Annotated in this window: 16 protein-coding genes; 14 read left to right on the top strand and 2 right to left on the bottom strand. The window is 53.1% G+C overall.

Annotation, left to right across the window (positions count from 1 at the left end; translation table 11 throughout):
• Positions 1–12: 12 nt before the first annotated feature.
• From ACI1P1_RS04020 to ACI1P1_RS04010, 3 genes are read left to right on the top strand one after another with little or no spacing between them, the layout of a single operon-like run.
• A complete protein-coding gene (locus ACI1P1_RS04020; RefSeq protein ID WP_416215071.1) occupies positions 13–798 on the top strand; it encodes an ABC transporter permease in 786 nt (261 codons plus the stop codon).
• A gap of 48 nt (positions 799–846) precedes the next feature.
• The gene (locus tag ACI1P1_RS04015; protein ID WP_416215070.1) at positions 847–1623 is read left to right on the top strand and encodes an ABC transporter permease; all 777 of its coding nucleotides are present in this window, start codon (positions 847–849) and stop codon (positions 1621–1623) included.
• Positions 1624–1663: 40 nt separating this feature from the next.
• The gene (locus ACI1P1_RS04010; RefSeq protein ID WP_416215069.1) at positions 1664–2737 is read left to right on the top strand and encodes an ABC transporter substrate-binding protein; all 1074 of its coding nucleotides are present in this window, start codon (positions 1664–1666) and stop codon (positions 2735–2737) included.
• Positions 2738–2814: 77 nt separating this feature from the next.
• Here ACI1P1_RS04010 and ACI1P1_RS04005 read toward each other — a convergent pair whose 3' ends face one another.
• The gene (locus ACI1P1_RS04005; protein ID WP_416215068.1) at positions 2815–3393 is read right to left on the bottom strand and encodes a cupin domain-containing protein; all 579 of its coding nucleotides are present in this window, start codon (positions 3391–3393) and stop codon (positions 2815–2817) included.
• Positions 3394–3598: 205 nt separating this feature from the next.
• On the opposite strand from ACI1P1_RS04005, the gene ACI1P1_RS04000 reads away from it, so the two are divergent.
• The gene (locus tag ACI1P1_RS04000) at positions 3599–4663 is read left to right on the top strand and encodes a stalk domain-containing protein (protein WP_416215067.1); all 1065 of its coding nucleotides are present in this window, start codon (positions 3599–3601) and stop codon (positions 4661–4663) included.
• A 140-nt stretch (positions 4664–4803) separates the two neighbouring features.
• Here the strand turns inward: ACI1P1_RS04000 and ACI1P1_RS03995 are convergent, their stop codons facing one another.
• Positions 4804–6765, bottom strand: a complete 1962-nt coding sequence (locus tag ACI1P1_RS03995) for an FAD-dependent oxidoreductase (RefSeq protein ID WP_416215066.1) — start codon at positions 6763–6765, stop codon at positions 4804–4806.
• Positions 6766–6913: 148 nt separating this feature from the next.
• On the opposite strand from ACI1P1_RS03995, the gene ACI1P1_RS03990 reads away from it, so the two are divergent.
• The 10 genes from ACI1P1_RS03990 (at position 6914) to ACI1P1_RS03945 (ending at position 16550) form a co-directional block, all read left to right on the top strand.
• A complete protein-coding gene (locus ACI1P1_RS03990) occupies positions 6914–7708 on the top strand; it encodes a helix-turn-helix domain-containing protein (RefSeq protein ID WP_416215065.1) in 795 nt (264 codons plus the stop codon).
• Between the two features lie 133 nt (positions 7709–7841).
• Positions 7842–8054 carry a hypothetical protein gene (locus ACI1P1_RS03985; RefSeq protein ID WP_416215064.1) on the top strand — a complete coding sequence of 71 codons (213 nt, stop codon included), beginning with the start codon at positions 7842–7844 and terminating at the stop codon, positions 8052–8054.
• Positions 8055–8196: 142 nt separating this feature from the next.
• The gene (locus ACI1P1_RS03980) at positions 8197–8490 is read left to right on the top strand and encodes a hypothetical protein (RefSeq protein ID WP_416215063.1); all 294 of its coding nucleotides are present in this window, start codon (positions 8197–8199) and stop codon (positions 8488–8490) included.
• A gap of 51 nt (positions 8491–8541) precedes the next feature.
• Positions 8542–8865: a hypothetical protein gene (locus tag ACI1P1_RS03975; RefSeq protein WP_416215062.1), complete on the top strand. Its 324-nt coding sequence runs from the start codon at positions 8542–8544 to the stop codon at positions 8863–8865.
• A 102-nt stretch (positions 8866–8967) separates the two neighbouring features.
• Entirely contained in the window at positions 8968–9681 is a 714-nt protein-coding gene (gene sigI / locus ACI1P1_RS03970; protein WP_416215061.1) for an RNA polymerase sigma factor SigI, read from the top strand.
• The gene (locus ACI1P1_RS03965; protein WP_416215060.1) at positions 9678–10949 is read left to right on the top strand and encodes an anti-sigma factor domain-containing protein; all 1272 of its coding nucleotides are present in this window, start codon (positions 9678–9680) and stop codon (positions 10947–10949) included. The genes sigI and ACI1P1_RS03965 overlap by 4 nt, the downstream gene beginning before the upstream one ends.
• Positions 10950–11110: 161 nt before the next feature.
• A complete protein-coding gene (locus tag ACI1P1_RS03960) occupies positions 11111–12721 on the top strand; it encodes a response regulator (RefSeq protein WP_416215059.1) in 1611 nt (536 codons plus the stop codon).
• 17 nt (positions 12722–12738) lie between these two features.
• Positions 12739–14589 carry a sensor histidine kinase gene (locus ACI1P1_RS03955; protein WP_416215058.1) on the top strand — a complete coding sequence of 617 codons (1851 nt, stop codon included), beginning with the start codon at positions 12739–12741 and terminating at the stop codon, positions 14587–14589.
• Positions 14590–14772: 183 nt separating this feature from the next.
• Positions 14773–15654 carry an ABC transporter permease gene (locus ACI1P1_RS03950; RefSeq protein WP_416215181.1) on the top strand — a complete coding sequence of 294 codons (882 nt, stop codon included), beginning with the start codon at positions 14773–14775 and terminating at the stop codon, positions 15652–15654.
• Positions 15655–15674: 20 nt separating this feature from the next.
• Positions 15675–16550 (top strand): carbohydrate ABC transporter permease, encoded by an 876-nt coding sequence (locus ACI1P1_RS03945; protein WP_416215057.1) that lies wholly within the window; start codon positions 15675–15677, stop codon positions 16548–16550.
• Positions 16551–16609: the final 59 nt, after the last annotated feature.

Genomic DNA, 16609 nt, shown 5'->3' with positions numbered 1-16609 from the left:
GGAGGCTCTGCCATGGGTCGAACACTGAATGTGGTTCACAACAAGCTCTTAAGCTGGTACTTGTTTTTGCTGCTTCTCCTGATTTGGGAGCTTGCTCCCCGGTTGGGATGGGTCAGCCCGGTTTTTGTCCCGCCCTTCTCCGAGGTGATACGGGTAGGTTTGGATATGACCGTGATCAAAATGATTGTATACATCTCCGTTAGCCTCAAGCGGGTGTTCATCGGATTTCTGCTGGCTGCCGCGTTGGCTTTGCCTGTAGGCTTTATTCTGGCAGGCGCGCTGCCGCCCGTGGCCCGGTTCCTTAAACCTCTGACGGTATTTCTGTCACAGATTCCCCCGTTTATCCTGTTTCCTATTTTTGTTGTGATAGCCGGTGTGGGTGAAGGTGGGATTTATACGGTTATCTTCTGGTCCTCCTTCTGGCCGATTCTCTTTACCACCATGGCAGGCATTCAGAATGTGGACCCGCTTCTGGTGCGCTGCGCCAAGGCCATGAGCGCCGGTCCGGCGACCATCTTTTTCAAGGTGGTGCTGCCTGCTGCCTTCCCGGCTATTATGACCGGCATCCGCAGCGGTCTGACCATGAGCTTCCTGATGCTCATCGGTGCGGAGAGTATGGGAGCCGACTCCGGTCTGGGCTGGCTGATTCATAATGCCCAGAGCATGGGCTTTGTGCCCCGGATTTATTTGGGAGCTATTCTGGTGGCGGGGGTAGGACTGCTTCTGAATGTGCTGCTGGAGGCGCTGGAGAAAAGCATTGTGGATTGGAAGGAGACGCCTGAGGGCAGACATGCTTGACGGAGCTCGAGCATTTTGGCCATTTACGGGAGGAGGTCGTACGCGAATATGAACAGGTTTCAGCGAGGGCTGCGAAAAGCGGCTTATGGCAGTATCCCGATTCTGCTCTTTTTTGTTCTGTGGGAAATCGGGGCGGGACTGGTCCCGGAAGGGGTGATTTCCTCGCCGTCTCTAGCCATCCGTTCCCTCTACCATTCCGCCATGTCAGACACCCTTTTTAAGCAGATGGGAGTGAGCTTGGGACGGGTGGGACTGGGGTTTGGCTTGTCCTTTGTCATCGCGGTGCCATTAGGCTTTTTGCTGGGGACCTTCTTCAGAGGCTTCGAACGGCTTCTTCTGCCCTTTTTGCGGATGTGCGAAAAGCTGAATCCCTTTGCCATCATCCCGATTTTTATGATTTTCTTCGGAATCGGAACGGCGGAGAAGGTAGCGGTGATTTTCTGGGCGGCCAACTGGCCCCTGCTGTTCCAGACCATTGCCGGAGCAAGAAGTGTGGATCCGCAGCTGGTCCGGGCAGCCAGGTCTATGGGGGCCTCACGGAAGGAGCTGTTTTTTAAGGTGATTCTTCCGTTTACGCTGCCTAATATTTTTACGGGGATCGAAATGGCCGCCCAAATCTCCTTCTTTATGATTATCGCCTCAGAGGTGATCGGAGCCAGCACCGGTCTGGGCTGGTACTATGTCAACGCTACGGTGCGGTATGACCTGCCGCTGATGTATGGGGTAGTCCTGTTTATCACCTTGCTTGCCATCATCATCAACTTGGTGTTTGGCCGGCTGAAGAAGCATTTTTTGGTGTGGAAGGAAGCAGTGGAGATCGGATAAGGCTTGGACCAATGTTATTCAATTTAAGGAGGAACAGAATATGGCATTGCAAAAAAAACAGCGGTTTATTCTGATTGGAGGAATTGCCCTGGTGATTGCCGGAGGAGTAGGCGTAGGTGCTTATTACGGCAGAACCCAGGATTCCATCGCCGGAGCGGAGGGGCTAAAGGATCTGAAGAGCGGTGCACCTGCCGCCGCCGCTTCGGGCAAGGAATTGATCACCCTGAAGGTGGATACCCAGAAGAATTGTTCCTCCACCCCATGGGTGGTGGCGGAGAAGAAGGGCTTTTTCGCTGCCGAGGGGCTGAATATCCAATATACCGGCGAGCTGACCACCGCCCAGAAGCTACCTGCCATATTGAACGGCACTAATGATATCGGGACGGCGCTTCCCAATGCATTGGCTACCTTCGTAGCAGGCGGTGCGAAGATCAAGGCCGTTACCCTGAAGGAGGTGGACCCGCCTTCCAATGTGGACCCGAAATTCCGGCACATGCGTTATGTAGCGAGCTCCAAGTTCGAGGGGAAAACACTGAAGGAATTTGTGGAATCCAAAAAAGGCGGCAAAATCACCGTCAGCGGCACTGCTCCCAGCTGCAATACCTTTATTCTGAACCAGATTTTCCGTCATGCCGGGCTTGATGCCAGCCAGATTCAGTATGTGACCTTCGATACGGATACGGCGGCGATTCAGGCGGTGCAGCAGGGCAATCTGGACATTGCGGGTATCCATCCCCCGTTCTACAAGCTGGCTGCGGACAGCAAGCTGGCCCTGCTGGCGGATTCCAATGACACGGGGCTGGGCGCTGCTTCCGGCGTGTCCACCTACTATTTCTCCGAAAAGTTCATTCAAGAGAATCCGGAAGCCGTCCAACGGTTTGTCCACGCCATTGAGAAGGCTCAGGAGTGGGCCAACGCCAACACGGATGAATCGGTGAAGCTGACAGCGGAGTACATCGGCCAGCCGGTGAATGCAACCCACTATTTCTACACGGATGCGAAGCTGTCCACCGATTTGCTCCAGCCGTGGGTGGACGATTTGGTAGCGGCCGGTGCCCTGAAGAAGGATCAGGTGAAGGTAGCGGATCTGGTGACCACTCAATTTAAGCATTGATCTGTAGATAAAATAAGAAAGCCTGCCGGATTTCGAATTCGGCAGGCTTCTTTCTGTGACGCAGGACGGCCGGGCGGTTACCGGAACACAGGTCCGGGGAATTCGCAGCCCTGCTGCTGATCCTGGACTACCGGCAGGCAGCCGGGCGGCGGCCCTAAAAGCAGCGCATCCTGAATGGGAGCTACGGTCTTGGCATATTCCTGCGGATTTATGCAGAAGGCGCGGTTCATTACCTCGGGAGGGGTGCAGCTCAGGAAGTCCGCACCGAATACCACGTCAGGGGTAGGCACATCGAATATAGTGAGCACATGGGTGTTGTCGGTCACGGCAACAAACCAGTGATACCAGCCTTTGGGCAGCTGGATCACCTGGCCGGGCTTCAGGGTACAGGTCATGAGGCGGCGGGTAAAGGGATTAAATACGGAGGCAACAATCTCTCCGCAGATCACAAATACCATCTCATCGGCGTTGGGGTGCCAATGGGGCGGGACGATCATGCCCTGGCTCATATGGACGTTGAAGAAGCCGGTTTTGATGGCCGGGAATTCTGTCCCGAACAGCTGGGTTACGTAATTGCGGCTGTCTCTGCGGTAATTCAGGGTTTGAGTGGAGTCTGCGCACAGACACAGACGGGGGTCCTGTAAAACGGGATTCATACTCATCCATCCTTTCTATTGTCCATCGGGATATTCGTCTATTCACTGTATGTGCAATAGGCAAAAGGGTGAAAAACCCGCCCATTTTTTTATTTGTATGTGTATGTAAAATTATGGATATATTATCAAGTGCAACATTTGCCAGTACCGTACCGTTAAGGAAAATGTACATCATCATGATCATAGCGAAAGGAAGTGGACAAGTATGCATCACACAACGAAAAAAACGGCGGTGGCTATAGCGCTGGCACTTGCAGTCACAGGAGGAGGCGCTGCCTGGGCTCAAGCCGAAGCGGCGACCCAGCCGCAGGGGCAGCCTGTTCCCACCCTGGCGCTCATCAGCTCCGATCATCTGAAGCAGGCCGTTGTACCCGTCCAGGTAAACGGACAAAATCTCGAGGACTCCGGATACCTGGGCCAAGGCGGAGAAGCGATGCTGCCCCTTCGCGCCGTAGCGGAGGCTATGGGCTTCCAGCTGCAATGGAATGCTCAAGCGTATTCTGTGGAGCTGACGAAGGACAATTTATTTACCACAGTGAAAACCGGAGAGAATGAGTATGCAGTGAACAAAATGCTGAAGAAGCTGGAGGCCGCGCCTGCTTTGGTTGAAAGCAAGCTGTATGTTCCGGCGTCCTTCTTCGTGGAAGTGCTGCCTGGTGCGGTTGTATCCGGCAATGACGGGATCTCCATCACTGCCAAGGAGGAGAGAAAATCGGTTCAGGCTAAAGGCGTAGTCACCGCTGTACGGGATCATGAAGGACGCCGTTCCCTTCACATTAAGGGGTATGGGACAGACGGCGTTGTGTTGAATGTGGGAGAACAAACGGAAATTCTCGGTGCGGACGGAAACAAGCTGGATTTCTCCGCCTTGACCATCGGGATGGAGGTTGAAGTGGAGCATTCCATGGCGATGACCATGAGCCTGCCTCCCCAAACCGCGGCTTTCCGGATCAAGGTTGTTTCTGCCCTGGAAGCCAAGGATGTCCTCGGAACCTGGGGTACTATTGAAGAAATTTTGCAAAGTGTTAACGGAGACGTATCCGTCCGGGTGAAGGGCGCCGGTCTGACAGATTCCTCCCCTGAAGAGGTCGTGCTCCGGATCGCCAAGGATACGGTGCTGCAGAATGCAGAAGGCAAGGACATCGGGGTGAGCGAGCTGACAAAGGGTGCGCGGGTGGTTGGTTTCTATACACCGATGCTGACCAAAAGCCTGCCTCCTATCGGCACGGCACTGAAGATGACTCTTGTGGCGGAAGCCTCTGAGGCCTAATTCGCTGAAGGTTCCCTAACAGAAATATATGTAACAACAGCAGGAGCCCTTATTATGCGGAGGCCGGCCTTAAGCCGGACACTCCGCATAATAAGGGCTCTGTTTGCTGGGAGAAAGAGGAGGAGCGGCTCCGCTTTCCCTCAGCTGCGGTTATTCTTCAGGAACTGGTAGACAATGCGGCACAGCTCACCCACCCGTATGATGCTCCCGGATGAATCGCCGGCACCGCCGGAGAAGCCGCTCTTCAGGCCCGCGTCCCCGCTCAAGCTGACCCCTGCCGACAAGCGGCGGTTCAGTGTCTCCACCCAACGCTCCAGCATCGGCCTGGTCAGCATGGGATGCGCCTGCCAATATGCAGCCGGTGAAGGCTCATCTTTGGGCAGCCTCGGGCCCATATCCACACCGGCGGGCAATATAGAGGCCGATGCAGGCAGAGCGGGCAGACTGCGTCCGCCGGGCAACAGCCGGGCCAGAGCCAACAGCCTGGAAGCGAAGGCCATGCTTGCCGGCTGATCCGGCCGGGCTTCATAGCCGCCAAACACACCCTTTGCCCCCCAATATTGCAGGGCTGTCCCCTCCTCCGTAAGCGGGGCCGCATCCCGGAAATAGGTGATCATCTGTCCTTCCTCCAGGAGCCGGTCCTGGAGCAGGTCAATGGGCATTCTGCGCTCCGGGATGTTCAGTGCAAGGCTCATGTCCGCCGCAACACCGGCTGCAAAACCCAGCTGCATCCAGCACGGTTCCATACGGATGGTGCCCAACCCCATATGTGTGGCGGAAACGGCTACGGGAACCAGCAGGCCGTCCACCTTCTGCGGCACCATCACCCCATAAGGAACCTGATAAATTTCGGTAATCCAGCCCAACCCCAGAAAACCCTCCAGAGCCACATGCTCCCCTTCCGGCTCCCGCTTGCGCGTAGCATGGGAATCGATGGCGTAGGAGCCCACCACCACACTGTCTGCGTGAATCGGAGTCCGGTCCAGTCCGGGGGCAAGCCTGGCGTCATTTTCCGTAAACATGTATTCGCCGCAGATCCGTCTTCCCTCCCGGACATAGAGCTGGGGCGGGAAATGCCCGTTATCGGCAAATTCATCGGCCGCATAACCAAACCGTAGGGCATCCTGCCGGAAGGCGGCAGGCAAAGACTCATCATTTTGGAGAAACCAGAGAAGTCCCTCCAGATAATGGCGCTGCCGGGTGCGGATGCGTTGACGGACAAACTCATCCCCCTCCAGGTACTCCTGATTTTCCTCCGGCAGATCGCTGGAGCACATGCAATAGTGATGGTTGTTGGCATCGGTTTTACCGTTGGGGACGGGAAGAATATTCAGCACATCCCGGATGGACTTCACCCTTCCGGCCTCCACATCGCCGATCAGACTGGTGTAATCCTCTCTTTGGTATACCTCCGGCTTATAGCAGGTTACCCGATTCTCCGGCACATCTGTCAGGCACAGCCTATAGTTGTACGCCTGAATCCGGTGGTCTCCCTCACCTGTGCTTCCTGGCAAAACCTTTTTGGTGGGATCAAAATTCATATACAGCACTCCGGCATATTCCTCGTTCCAGTCATCCCGGGATTCCCGGCCTGTCAGATAAGGCACTCCAGCGGCGGCAGCCAGATCGCCCTCATAGGTGGCGTCAATGAAAGCATCTGCCTGCCAGCGTGTCACCCCTCCGTCGGCCGCAGGTGCTTCCACGGCAACCAGCCGGCCATGTTCGGTGACGGCACGCTTCAGCAAACAGCGGGTGATGACGGTCAAATTCGGTTTTTCCGCCTCCAGCATTTCCGCGAACAGCTGTGATGCCACGGACGGCTCGAAGAACATCCCGCCCCGGCACTCTTCCACCTGCCGGGAGCCGGCGCCGTAACGGTCCGTATAATGGGTCAGAACCTTGTGCAGAAATTCCCGGTAAATGGCACCGGAGGCCTCCGGCCAATCAATATCTGTCCTGCCCAAACCGCTGGTCATCAATCCACCGATATGCCCGGTGGGTTCAGCCAACACTACGCGCCTGCCCCTTCTGGCGGCAGCTATAGCCGCTCCGATTCCTCCCGGCGTGGCCCCATAAACAAAGATTTCACAATTGGCAGACATGCGGCATTCTCCTTCGTCACCTGTGTTGAGCTCATTATAGCGCCGTTCTCCAGGGAACCACCATGCAGAAAACATGAGAAAGATGCACTTTTTTTCACAAAAGCTTCTCTTGGTTTAGTACAATACAAATAAGAGGGGAGACGACGCCATGCACTATCCGGTTACCATGCGTTCATATGGCTATTCCATTAACAAACGCCGGTTTGTCCAGCCTTGGGCGGTTTTGGAGAAGGAGTGGACGCTGTTCATTCTGGAGGAGGGCAGCTTCCGGTACAAGCTGGGCGGACAGGAGGGGGAGATGGTGCCGGGAGTAGTGCTTTTGGGCCCGCCCGGTGTGGTTTTGGAACGAGAATCCTTGTCTCTTATGAATATCCATTATCTAGTTTTTCAGCCCTCCAATTCTGAGGGACAAGCCCTGCTGGACGGAATAACCCGTAACGGCAGGTACCGGTTTTCTGTAACGGACCGAGCCCGGCTGCTCTCCACCCTGCGCCTGATCAAACCCTCCTCCGACCGCCAGGAGGAGAAGGCACAGGCAGCGGCCACCCACTACCTGCATGACCTGCTGCTTCTCATCATGCACGAAATTTCAGAGGAGGCGGGGCTGTCCCGCAGTGCTCCCGAGCCCCGTATGCTGGCGGCCCGCAGATGGCTGGAGACGAACGCCTTCGGTGAAGCGCAGCTGACGGAGCTGGCACATTCTCTTTGCATCAGCCAGGTGGCCTTAACCCGCCAGTTCAAGGCAGCCTTCGGGACCGGGCCCAAGGAGTATCTCACCGCCCTCCGGCTGGAAAGAGCCAAGGCGCTGCTGACGGATACGGATTTTACCATGGAGCATGTGGCCTCCTTATGCGGCTATGACAACGGCTACTACTTCAGCCGGATTTTCGAAAAAACCGTTAAGCTGCGGCCTTCGGTATACAGGCGGATGTACAGGCTGTAGTGGGAGGCGTTGTTTGCGTCAATAGCTTAGCGGTTCATTAACTATGATATACTGATGGCAACAGAAAACGATTATGGCTGATAAACGGAAAAAGCCGCGGGAACAAGTTAAGCTGGATGAGGAGGTCAGGCAAATGCTTAAACCCTGGATCGACCCGAAGGTGAAGCGGAAAGCCCTGATGGAAGGACGCCGGGAAGGAAAGCTGCAAGGCAAGATCGAAGGCAAGATCGAAGTGGCCGAGCAGCTGCTGCGCCGGGGGATTATGACGCCGCCGGAGATTTCGGAGATTACCGGTTTGCCGCTGGAGCAGGTTTCGCGGCTGCAGGAGGAGAACAGCCAGCAGTGACTAAAGACAACCATCACTTAGGGTCCGCGCACAAACGCGGGCTTTTTCGCCGTTCCCGCGGGGGCCTGTCCAAAGTCTGACATGGAGTGCCATGTGGAAAATATGATATAATGAGTCGATTGTGGTCTAAGGAGGCATTTACATGTATTATGTGTTGAAGCATAAAGAGACGGGTGAAATATTTTCCTGCAGCCAGAAAAATATCTATGACTTCATGTACCATGGCGTAAAGTCCTGGGAGGACGAGGATACTGCTGCTGCAGAGATGGCATCGGTATTGGCGGGGCAGGGATATGACGAACCGGAGAAATGGGAAGTGTTCGATCTGGAGGAGGAGCACACCCTCAAAATGTGCAATGTGAAGCTGGCCAACAATCCGGCCAAACGCTTATATATGCGGGAAGACGGCCGGCTGGAGGCCCGCTCCGATACATAAGACGGCCAATGGTCTGACGCGTAAATCCAATAAAAAGGAGATTGAACGGATATGACATATGAGGAATTTGTGGTGGAGTACCTGGAGCTCCTGCGGGAGCTTCCCGATGACTCCGAGGAATCCGTGATGGTGACGGGCTTTCTGAATGAGCAGATGGCTGTGAATGATTTTAAGGTGCCGCTGGAGGAGCTGATGGTCATTCTGAAGTCCTATCGCCCTGCTATTGCAGGATATCTGGATCTGGTAGGCTCCCGGGATTTCAAGAAGCTGCTGCGTTCCGAATTAACGCCGGCCGAGGCGTTTGCCCGTGTGGGGCAGCCTGCAAATTATTTTGATTTACCCCCGCAAGACGATGCGGCGAAACGAAACCTGTAGTGTGAGGTGGGACTTTTGATACTTGTTTTAATGAAGCGCTTCTTAGGCAAAAGCCAATCTCACACCTCCGGGAGCAGCCGGCCCCCGGAGGAGCTGGTTCGTTTGATCCAAGCAGGGGATATGCGTCTGCGCAACCAGTTTATTACCGATTACCAGCCTTATGTGGCCAAGGTCACCAGCCGCTTCTGCAAGCGGTACATTGATCCCTCCCGGGACGATGAGTTCGCGGTGGCCTTGTCTGCGTTTAATGAAGCTATAAGCCAATATTCCCCCGAAACGGGACGCCCGTTTCTCAGCTTCTCCGAGATGGTTATCCGCCGCAGGCTCATCGACTTCATCCGCAAGGAGCAGCGGTTCCAGCAACAGGTGCCCTACAGCTCCTTCGATATGGAGGATGAAGAAGAGAACCTGATGAATCCGGTGGATATCCATCAGGCGATCCGGGAGTATGAGCTGCAGAAGGATATGGAGGACCGCAAAAGCGAGATTATGGAACTGAACCATGTGTTGAATGATTTCGGCGTCAGCTTCTCCGATCTGGTGGAGGCTTCCCCCAAACATGCCGATTCCCGTGAAAGCTTGGCCAAGGTCGGTTTGATGCTGGCCCAGGATAGCGGGCTGATGCGCCTGCTTTTGGGCAAACGAATGCTTCCCATTAAGGAGATGCTGGAGCGGACCGGATTTTCCCGGAAGACGCTGGAGCGCAACCGCAAGTATATTATAGCGGTGGCCATTATTTATAACGGGCCTTTTCCCTATTTACGTGAATATCTGCGATTTGCTAGGCCGGAGGAAGACGGGAGGATGGAGCCATGAGCAAGGGCATTGTAATGGAAGTCAGCGGAAAATACCTCATCGTCATGACTCCGTCAGGTTTGTTTGAACGTATCCCCCGGATGGACCGGAGCTGCGACGTGGGTGAGGAAATTGTCTATACCCCCGGAATAAGCCGCAGTCGCCGTCCCGCATTTGCTCTACTGTCCGGCTTTGTGGCCGCCGTGATGCTGGTTATGATCCTGTTTACCGGACTTACCTCCGTATTTACCGATAAATCCGTCGTGGCGTATATTTCAATCGATATCAATCCTAGTATTGAACTGGGCATCGATAAGAACAAACGGGTCCGTGAAATGAAGGGATTGAACGACAAGGGTCTGGAAATTACCCGCAGCGTCTCCTATAAGGGCCGGTCCATGGATGACGTTACGGACAAAATCCTCCAAAAAGCCGAAGAAATGAAGATTTTTGCCGAAGGGGAGGCCGACATCGTCATCGCCGGTACCATCGTGAAGGAGGACTCCTCCCTGGATGATACCCAGGTAACGGAGGCCTTGAAACAGCAGGTTCTGGCCCATGTGGTCACCAAACATCCGCAGGAAGCGGATAAAATCCAGGTTACCGCCTTCGCGGCGCCGCCGGAAATTGTGGAAACCGCCAAGGAAAACGGGCTGTCTCTGGGCAAATATACCGTCTACCTGAACGCCAAAAATGCAGGCCATGATATTAAGGTGGAGGACCTGCAGAAGGATTCCATCCACAATATCGCCAATACGGAGGGCGGGATCGCCAAGCTGGTGGACCCGAAAAAGCTGGAGAAGGAAAGCATCCGGGAGCTGCTGAAGGAAGAGAAGGACGGTACGCTGGACAAGAAGCTGCAGGAGAAAAAAGCGACGCCGACACCTACCAAATCTCCGCAGAAATCCACGTCACCCACCAACAAAGCCAATGCAACACCAACCAAAAACACGGCTCCTACGCCCACGGCTACACCTAAGTCCTCCGTAAAACCTGCCGCCTCGTCCTCTCCGGTCAGGAACGGCAGTGCCCCCGGGAAAACCCCGGCTGTGGGCAATGACAAAAAGGACGACGATAAAAAGGACGACGATAAAAAGAATAACGGCCAGAGCGGCAAGAAGGACGACGACAAGAAGGATGACGGCCGGAACGACCGGGACAAAAAAGAGGACGACAAAAAGAAAGAGGATGACAAAAAAGACAACGGCAACAAGAATAATGATAACCGCAACAACGACAACGGACGGAATAACGGCAAGGATGATGAGAAAAAGGGCCCCGGACACTAATATCAGTGATATATCGGACCCAAGGCTAAACCGGAGGAAACCGCCTCCGGTTTTTTGCGTTATTGCCCGACGGGTGGTTTCCAGCGGTATTCCTTTTATTATCCTCGGGCAAATGCAGTATACTGGACGTATCGATTCGAATTACCAAGGAGTGAAGCAGGGTGTACAAGCTTGTCATAGTGGATGACGAACCGTCAGTGGTAAACGGGCTTGGTACTTATTTCGATTGGGCCGCGTACGGGATCGAGCTGGTGGGGACGGCGGACGACGGGGATAAGGGACTGGCCTTGATCAAAGAAGTGGAGCCGGATATTGTGCTGACAGATGTGAAGATGCCTTCTATGGACGGCATTGCCATGTCAACGGAGATCCGCAATATTCTTCCCCATGCCAAAATCATCTTCATCAGTGGGTTTGATAATGCGGAATATCTGAAGTCCGCGTTAAAGGTCCATGCGGTGGACTATATTTTTAAGCCGGTCAGCCGTAAGGAGCTTCATACAGTGATTACCCGGGTCCTCACCTCTCTCCAGGAAGAGGCAAAGGCGAAGGAGCTGGTCAATGAGATGCAGGTCAAACTCACCGAGAGTCTGCCGCTTCTTCGGGAAAGATTCCTGTTGTCCGTTATTTCCGACGGCTTCAAGGAGGAGAGGGTCAGGGAGAGGATCCGGTTTCTGAACCTGCCTCTGCTGGATGCTCAGGCCTATATTGTAATGGTTGTGGTCATCGACGATCTTTCCCAGGTTATGGATTCCCGCAGTGAACGGGACAAGCAGCTTTTGTCTTACGCGGCGCTGAATATCATTCAAGAGCTAATGGATAAAACGAAACGGGGTGTTGTTTTTGAGAAGGTAACCGGTGAATATGTCGGTATTTTGTTGCAGGGACCGGAAATGGAGGGCGAGGAGGACGGCCTGCTGGTCCTGGCTGCGGCGGTCCGGGATAACCTGAGCCGGTGGCTGAAGCTCAGTGTAACCATTGGTGTAGGGGAATATGTCAATAAGCTGTCCGAGCTGCCTCTATCCTACAAGCAAGCCAGAGAGGCGGCCTCCCAAAAATGGTACTTGGGGAAGAACCAGATCCTGACGGTGGACAGTCTGCAATCCGTTGAGAGTAAACATTACCGGCTGGCCGAAACCGCAGAGCAGGTGCTGGCAGCCATCAAATCGGGAGATAATACCGGACTGGGCAGGGAGCTGGACGAAATCTTCGATTCCATGAGCCGGAGCCGCAAGGAAGGCTTTCGTTATGGAAGAAACATAAGTCAACAGCTTATTCTGCTGTCCACCCGAGTATTGCTGGAGCTGAATGCGCTTAACGGGGACTGGGAGGCCAAGGAGACAGAGGCTTGGGAGATGGTGCTGCGCCAGGAAACCATCCAGGATTTGAAAAAACATGTAAGCAGCTATTTGGATGAGGTTTGCTCCTGTGTGAGGGAGAAACGCAGCGGCAGGACAGGCAGTGTCATCGACCGCATTCACCGGCTTATCCAGGAGCGTTATGCCGAAAACCTCACTATAGTCGAAATTGCTGAAGGTGTTTTCCTGAGTCCTACTTATGTCAGTCTTCTCTTCAAGCAGGAAACAGGCGAGACCCTGTTCGAATATTTGACCAAGGTACGGATTGAAAAGGCCAAAGAGCTGCTCCGCGACCCCCGCAATAAGTTCTATGAAATATGTCATGCCGTAGGGTATGTGGACCCAAGCCACTTCAGCAAGCTGTTCAAGAAAATGACCGGGTTCACACCAAGTGCTTACAGGGATCAGCTATAGGTAAAAGGGGGAGAACCTTGGGAAAAAAATCGCTGAAACTAAATTGGGATTATTTGAAGGATCTATGGCAAGGGATTATTTCTGCCAAAAAATGGATATTAGCATATGTTGTATTTATTCTTGTGCCCGTTACAATCATGCTGGCCTCTTATTATCAGCGTTCCTCGGAGATTTTGGAGCAGGAGGTCACCCGCTCTATGCAGCAGACCTTACGTCAGGCGGGGATGAATCTGACCTACAAGCTGGATCACATTCTCGATATCAGTAATTCGGTTTTTATGAATAAGGAGATGTACACCAGCCTGTTGCCCCAGAGCACGATTAGCGAACAATTGGAGCAGATGAAGAGCCTGCGCAATCTGGCGGATACGGTGCAGACCAATACGGATATCCAACGGTTTCGAATTTTTGTGGATCCCTCCCGTTTATATGCCGGAGACCGGATCAATCTTCTGCCCATGTCCATGCTGGAAAAACGTCCGTGGTATAAGGACATCATGGATGCCGGCGGAGGCATGGTCTGGACTGGCGTGTATCGGGAGAATTACTTGGATATGGAGGAAAAGGATGTTTTCTCTGTAGGGAGGGTGCTCCGCAATCCGCTTCAATACGGGGAGATATTAGGTGTGCTTATGCTGGATATCTCGAATCAGGTATTGAAGGAGGTCATGTCGGGAGTCAATTTATCTGCGGTTTATTCCCCTTATATCGTGGATAAGGAGGGAAAGCTGATCTATGCATTGGAGGCTCCTGCGAATGTAAGCGGTGGAGAGTATACAGGGGGCGATTTGCCGGAGGAGATCATGCACACCGTACTCCAGACCGATGAAGGCATTGTGAAACGGAGCAATGGCAGAGAGAATGTGTATGTGATGTTCGCGTCGATTGAATCCACCGGGTGGAAGCTGCTGGCTGAGGTATCCCAATCGGAAATCGCCCACCGTGCCGTAGCCCAGAACCAGTTCACCAGTATCGCTACGGTCGTAGCCATCACCGTCCTGTTTCTGGTTCTGGTTTTTGTTTTGCTGACCTTTACTATACAAGGTCTAACCAAACGGATTCAGGTGGTATTGAAAATGATGCGCAAGGAGGGTGTGGGCTGGCTGGAGGAGTACCGCCATGCACCGGAAGGGGATTTCCGTCTTTTGGAACGGAGTGTGGACCAGCTGATCCGCAAGGTCAATAATCTGATGGAGGAAACCTACCAAGCCAAGGTATTGGAGCGGGAGGCGCAGCTAAAGGCGCTGCAGGCCCAAATCAATCCCCATTTTTTGTATAACACTCTGGACATGATTAATTGGTCGGCCATTGCCCATCATGCTGAGGATACCAGCCAAATGATCGAGGCCCTAGCCCAATATTTCCGGCTTAGCCTGAATAAGGGCAAGGATCACGTCAGTGTCGCGGATGAATTGAATCTGGCCCAGGTCTATCTGGAAATTCAGCAAAACCGCTTTCCCTCAACCTTCTCCTTCCACATTGAAGCGCAGCCCGGTCTGGAGGGGTATCTGATTCCTAAGCTGACTCTGCAGCCTCTGGTGGAAAATGCGCTGCTTCACGGGATCCGTAAAGCCAAGGATAAAAGGGGCAGCATCCGGATTGCCGCAAAGCTGGAGCAGGATACCCTGCTGCTATCGGTCACGGATGACGGAATCGGCATGGAGGAAGAGACGGCCAGGAAGCTGCTGCTGCTGCCCCGCCCGGACATGCGGGCTGACGGCTCGGGCAGCTCGTACGGCTTATATAATGTGAACGAAAGAATCCGCATTTTTGCAGGTGAGCAGTACGGATTGTCCATAGAAACCATACCTGGCCAAGGAACAACCATCTATGTCCGGGTCAAAGCCATCGGTCCGCAAGAACAATAACGAGAGACCAGAAATAGTAGGATTACCTCCTGTAAAGCGTTCTCATGTGCTGTGTATAATAATGACATCAGATAAACAGAGGACATGGAGGTGACCGGAGTGAGCGTAAGTGCAACAGATTTGAACAAAAAGGCACATGCTGCAGCAACCAAACGTGCTAACTCAAGCAAATGGAAGCTGGCCATGCGGAATTTGGACTATTACCTATTATTGATTCCGGGGCTTATCTTTTTATTGATCTTCAAGTACACGCCCATGTACGGAGTGGTTATTGCATTTCAGGATTTTAACATCTTCGAAGGAATCGGTGGAAGCGATTGGGTGGGCTTTGAGCAGTTCCAGAAGCTGATTCATTCTGAGGAATTTGCCCAGGTGTTTACCAACACCCTTTTGATCAGCGTATACAAGATTGTCTTGCTGTTCCCGATACCCATTCTTATTGCACTGATATTGAATGAGGTTCGGGTGATGGTATTCAAGCGGACCATTCAGACGATTATTTATTTGCCCCACTTCCTGTCATGGGTTATTATTTCCGGATTATTCATCACTATTCTGTCCCCTTCGGGCGGATTGATAAACAATATAATCCAGTGGTTTGGCGGAGAGCCCATCAGCTTCTTTATGAGCAATTCATACTTCCGGAGTGTGGTAGTATTCACGGCGGGCTGGAAGGAAGTGGGCTGGAATGCCATTGTGTTCATTGCAGCCATCTCCGGTATTGACCAGGAGCAGTACGAAGCCGCCTCCATCGACGGAGCGGGCCGGATCCGGAAGATGCTGTATATTTCCCTGCCGGGAATTCTTCCTACCATCGTATTGATGTTTATTCTCCGCCTGGGTAATGTACTGGAGGCAGGGACCGAGCAGATATTGACCATGTACAATCCCGTGGTTTACCAAACCGGGGATGTCATCGGCACCTTTGTATACCGTGTCGGTCTGGGGAAGATGGATTACAGCTTCAGTACGGCGGTGGGCCTGTTTAATTCGGTAGTCGGCTTTATCCTTGTGATTTCCGGCAACTATCTCAGTAAAAAACTGCTAAACCGGGGAATCTGGTAGTGTAAAGGAGGGGTGGCACAATGAAAAATAGAACAGCCGGGGATTGGTTTTTGGACAGCTTTGTTTATCTGTTCCTGATCATCATGGGTATGGCCATGCTTCTGCCATTAGCCAATGTATTCTCTAAATCCGTCAGTGAGGAATGGGCGATCATTTCAGGCAAGGTGGGGATTTTCCCTGTGGGCTTCCAGTTGGATACGCTCAGGCAGGTTATATCCTCGGATATCTTCATCCGGGCATTTACGGTCTCTGTAGGAGTTACGGTTGTGGGAACGGTGTTGTCCATTCTGCTGACGGCCGTCACTGCTTATCCGTTGTCCAAGCGGCACTTGCCAGGCATTTCCTTCGTCATGGTACTGTTCGTATTTACCATGCTGTTTAGCGGAGGAATGATTCCCAATTATCTGCTGATGCGCAATCTCAATCTGATCAACAACCTGTGGGCCTTGATTTTGCCCGGCATGATCAGTGTGTTCAATATGCTGATTATTAAAAGCTATTACGAGAATCTTCCGGAAGCCTTGGAGGAGTCCGCACGGATCGACGGGGCCAAAACGTACACCATTCTGTTCCGGATTATCCTGCCCCTGTCCATGCCGGTGATCGCCACGATCTCGCTGTTTTATGCGGTAGGGTTCTGGAATGACTTCTTCAATCCCATGCTGTACATCAATGATACCTCCCTCAAAACCCTGCAGCTGTATCTCCGGGATGTGGTCATGGATGCGGATACCTCCAACGCCGCCAACAAAAGTCTCGATGATCTGATGAATATGTCACCAGAGGGCATCCGGGCAGCTACGGTTGTAGCTTCCACCGTTCCGATTCTGTGTGTGTATCCCTTCCTGCAGAAGTATTTTATCAAAGGGGTACTGATCGGTTCTGTCAAAGGTTAATGGAAAAGAGTTGCAATGGCACGTAGGCTGCGCCTCTGGCGGAACTTATTCGGCAGAGG

The organism is Paenibacillus mesotrionivorans, assembly GCF_046098205.1.
GTDB classification, from domain to species: Bacteria; Bacillota; Bacilli; order Paenibacillales; family NBRC-103111; genus Paenibacillus_AR; species Paenibacillus_AR mesotrionivorans.
This window is presented reverse-complemented; position numbering and strand designations above follow the sequence as displayed.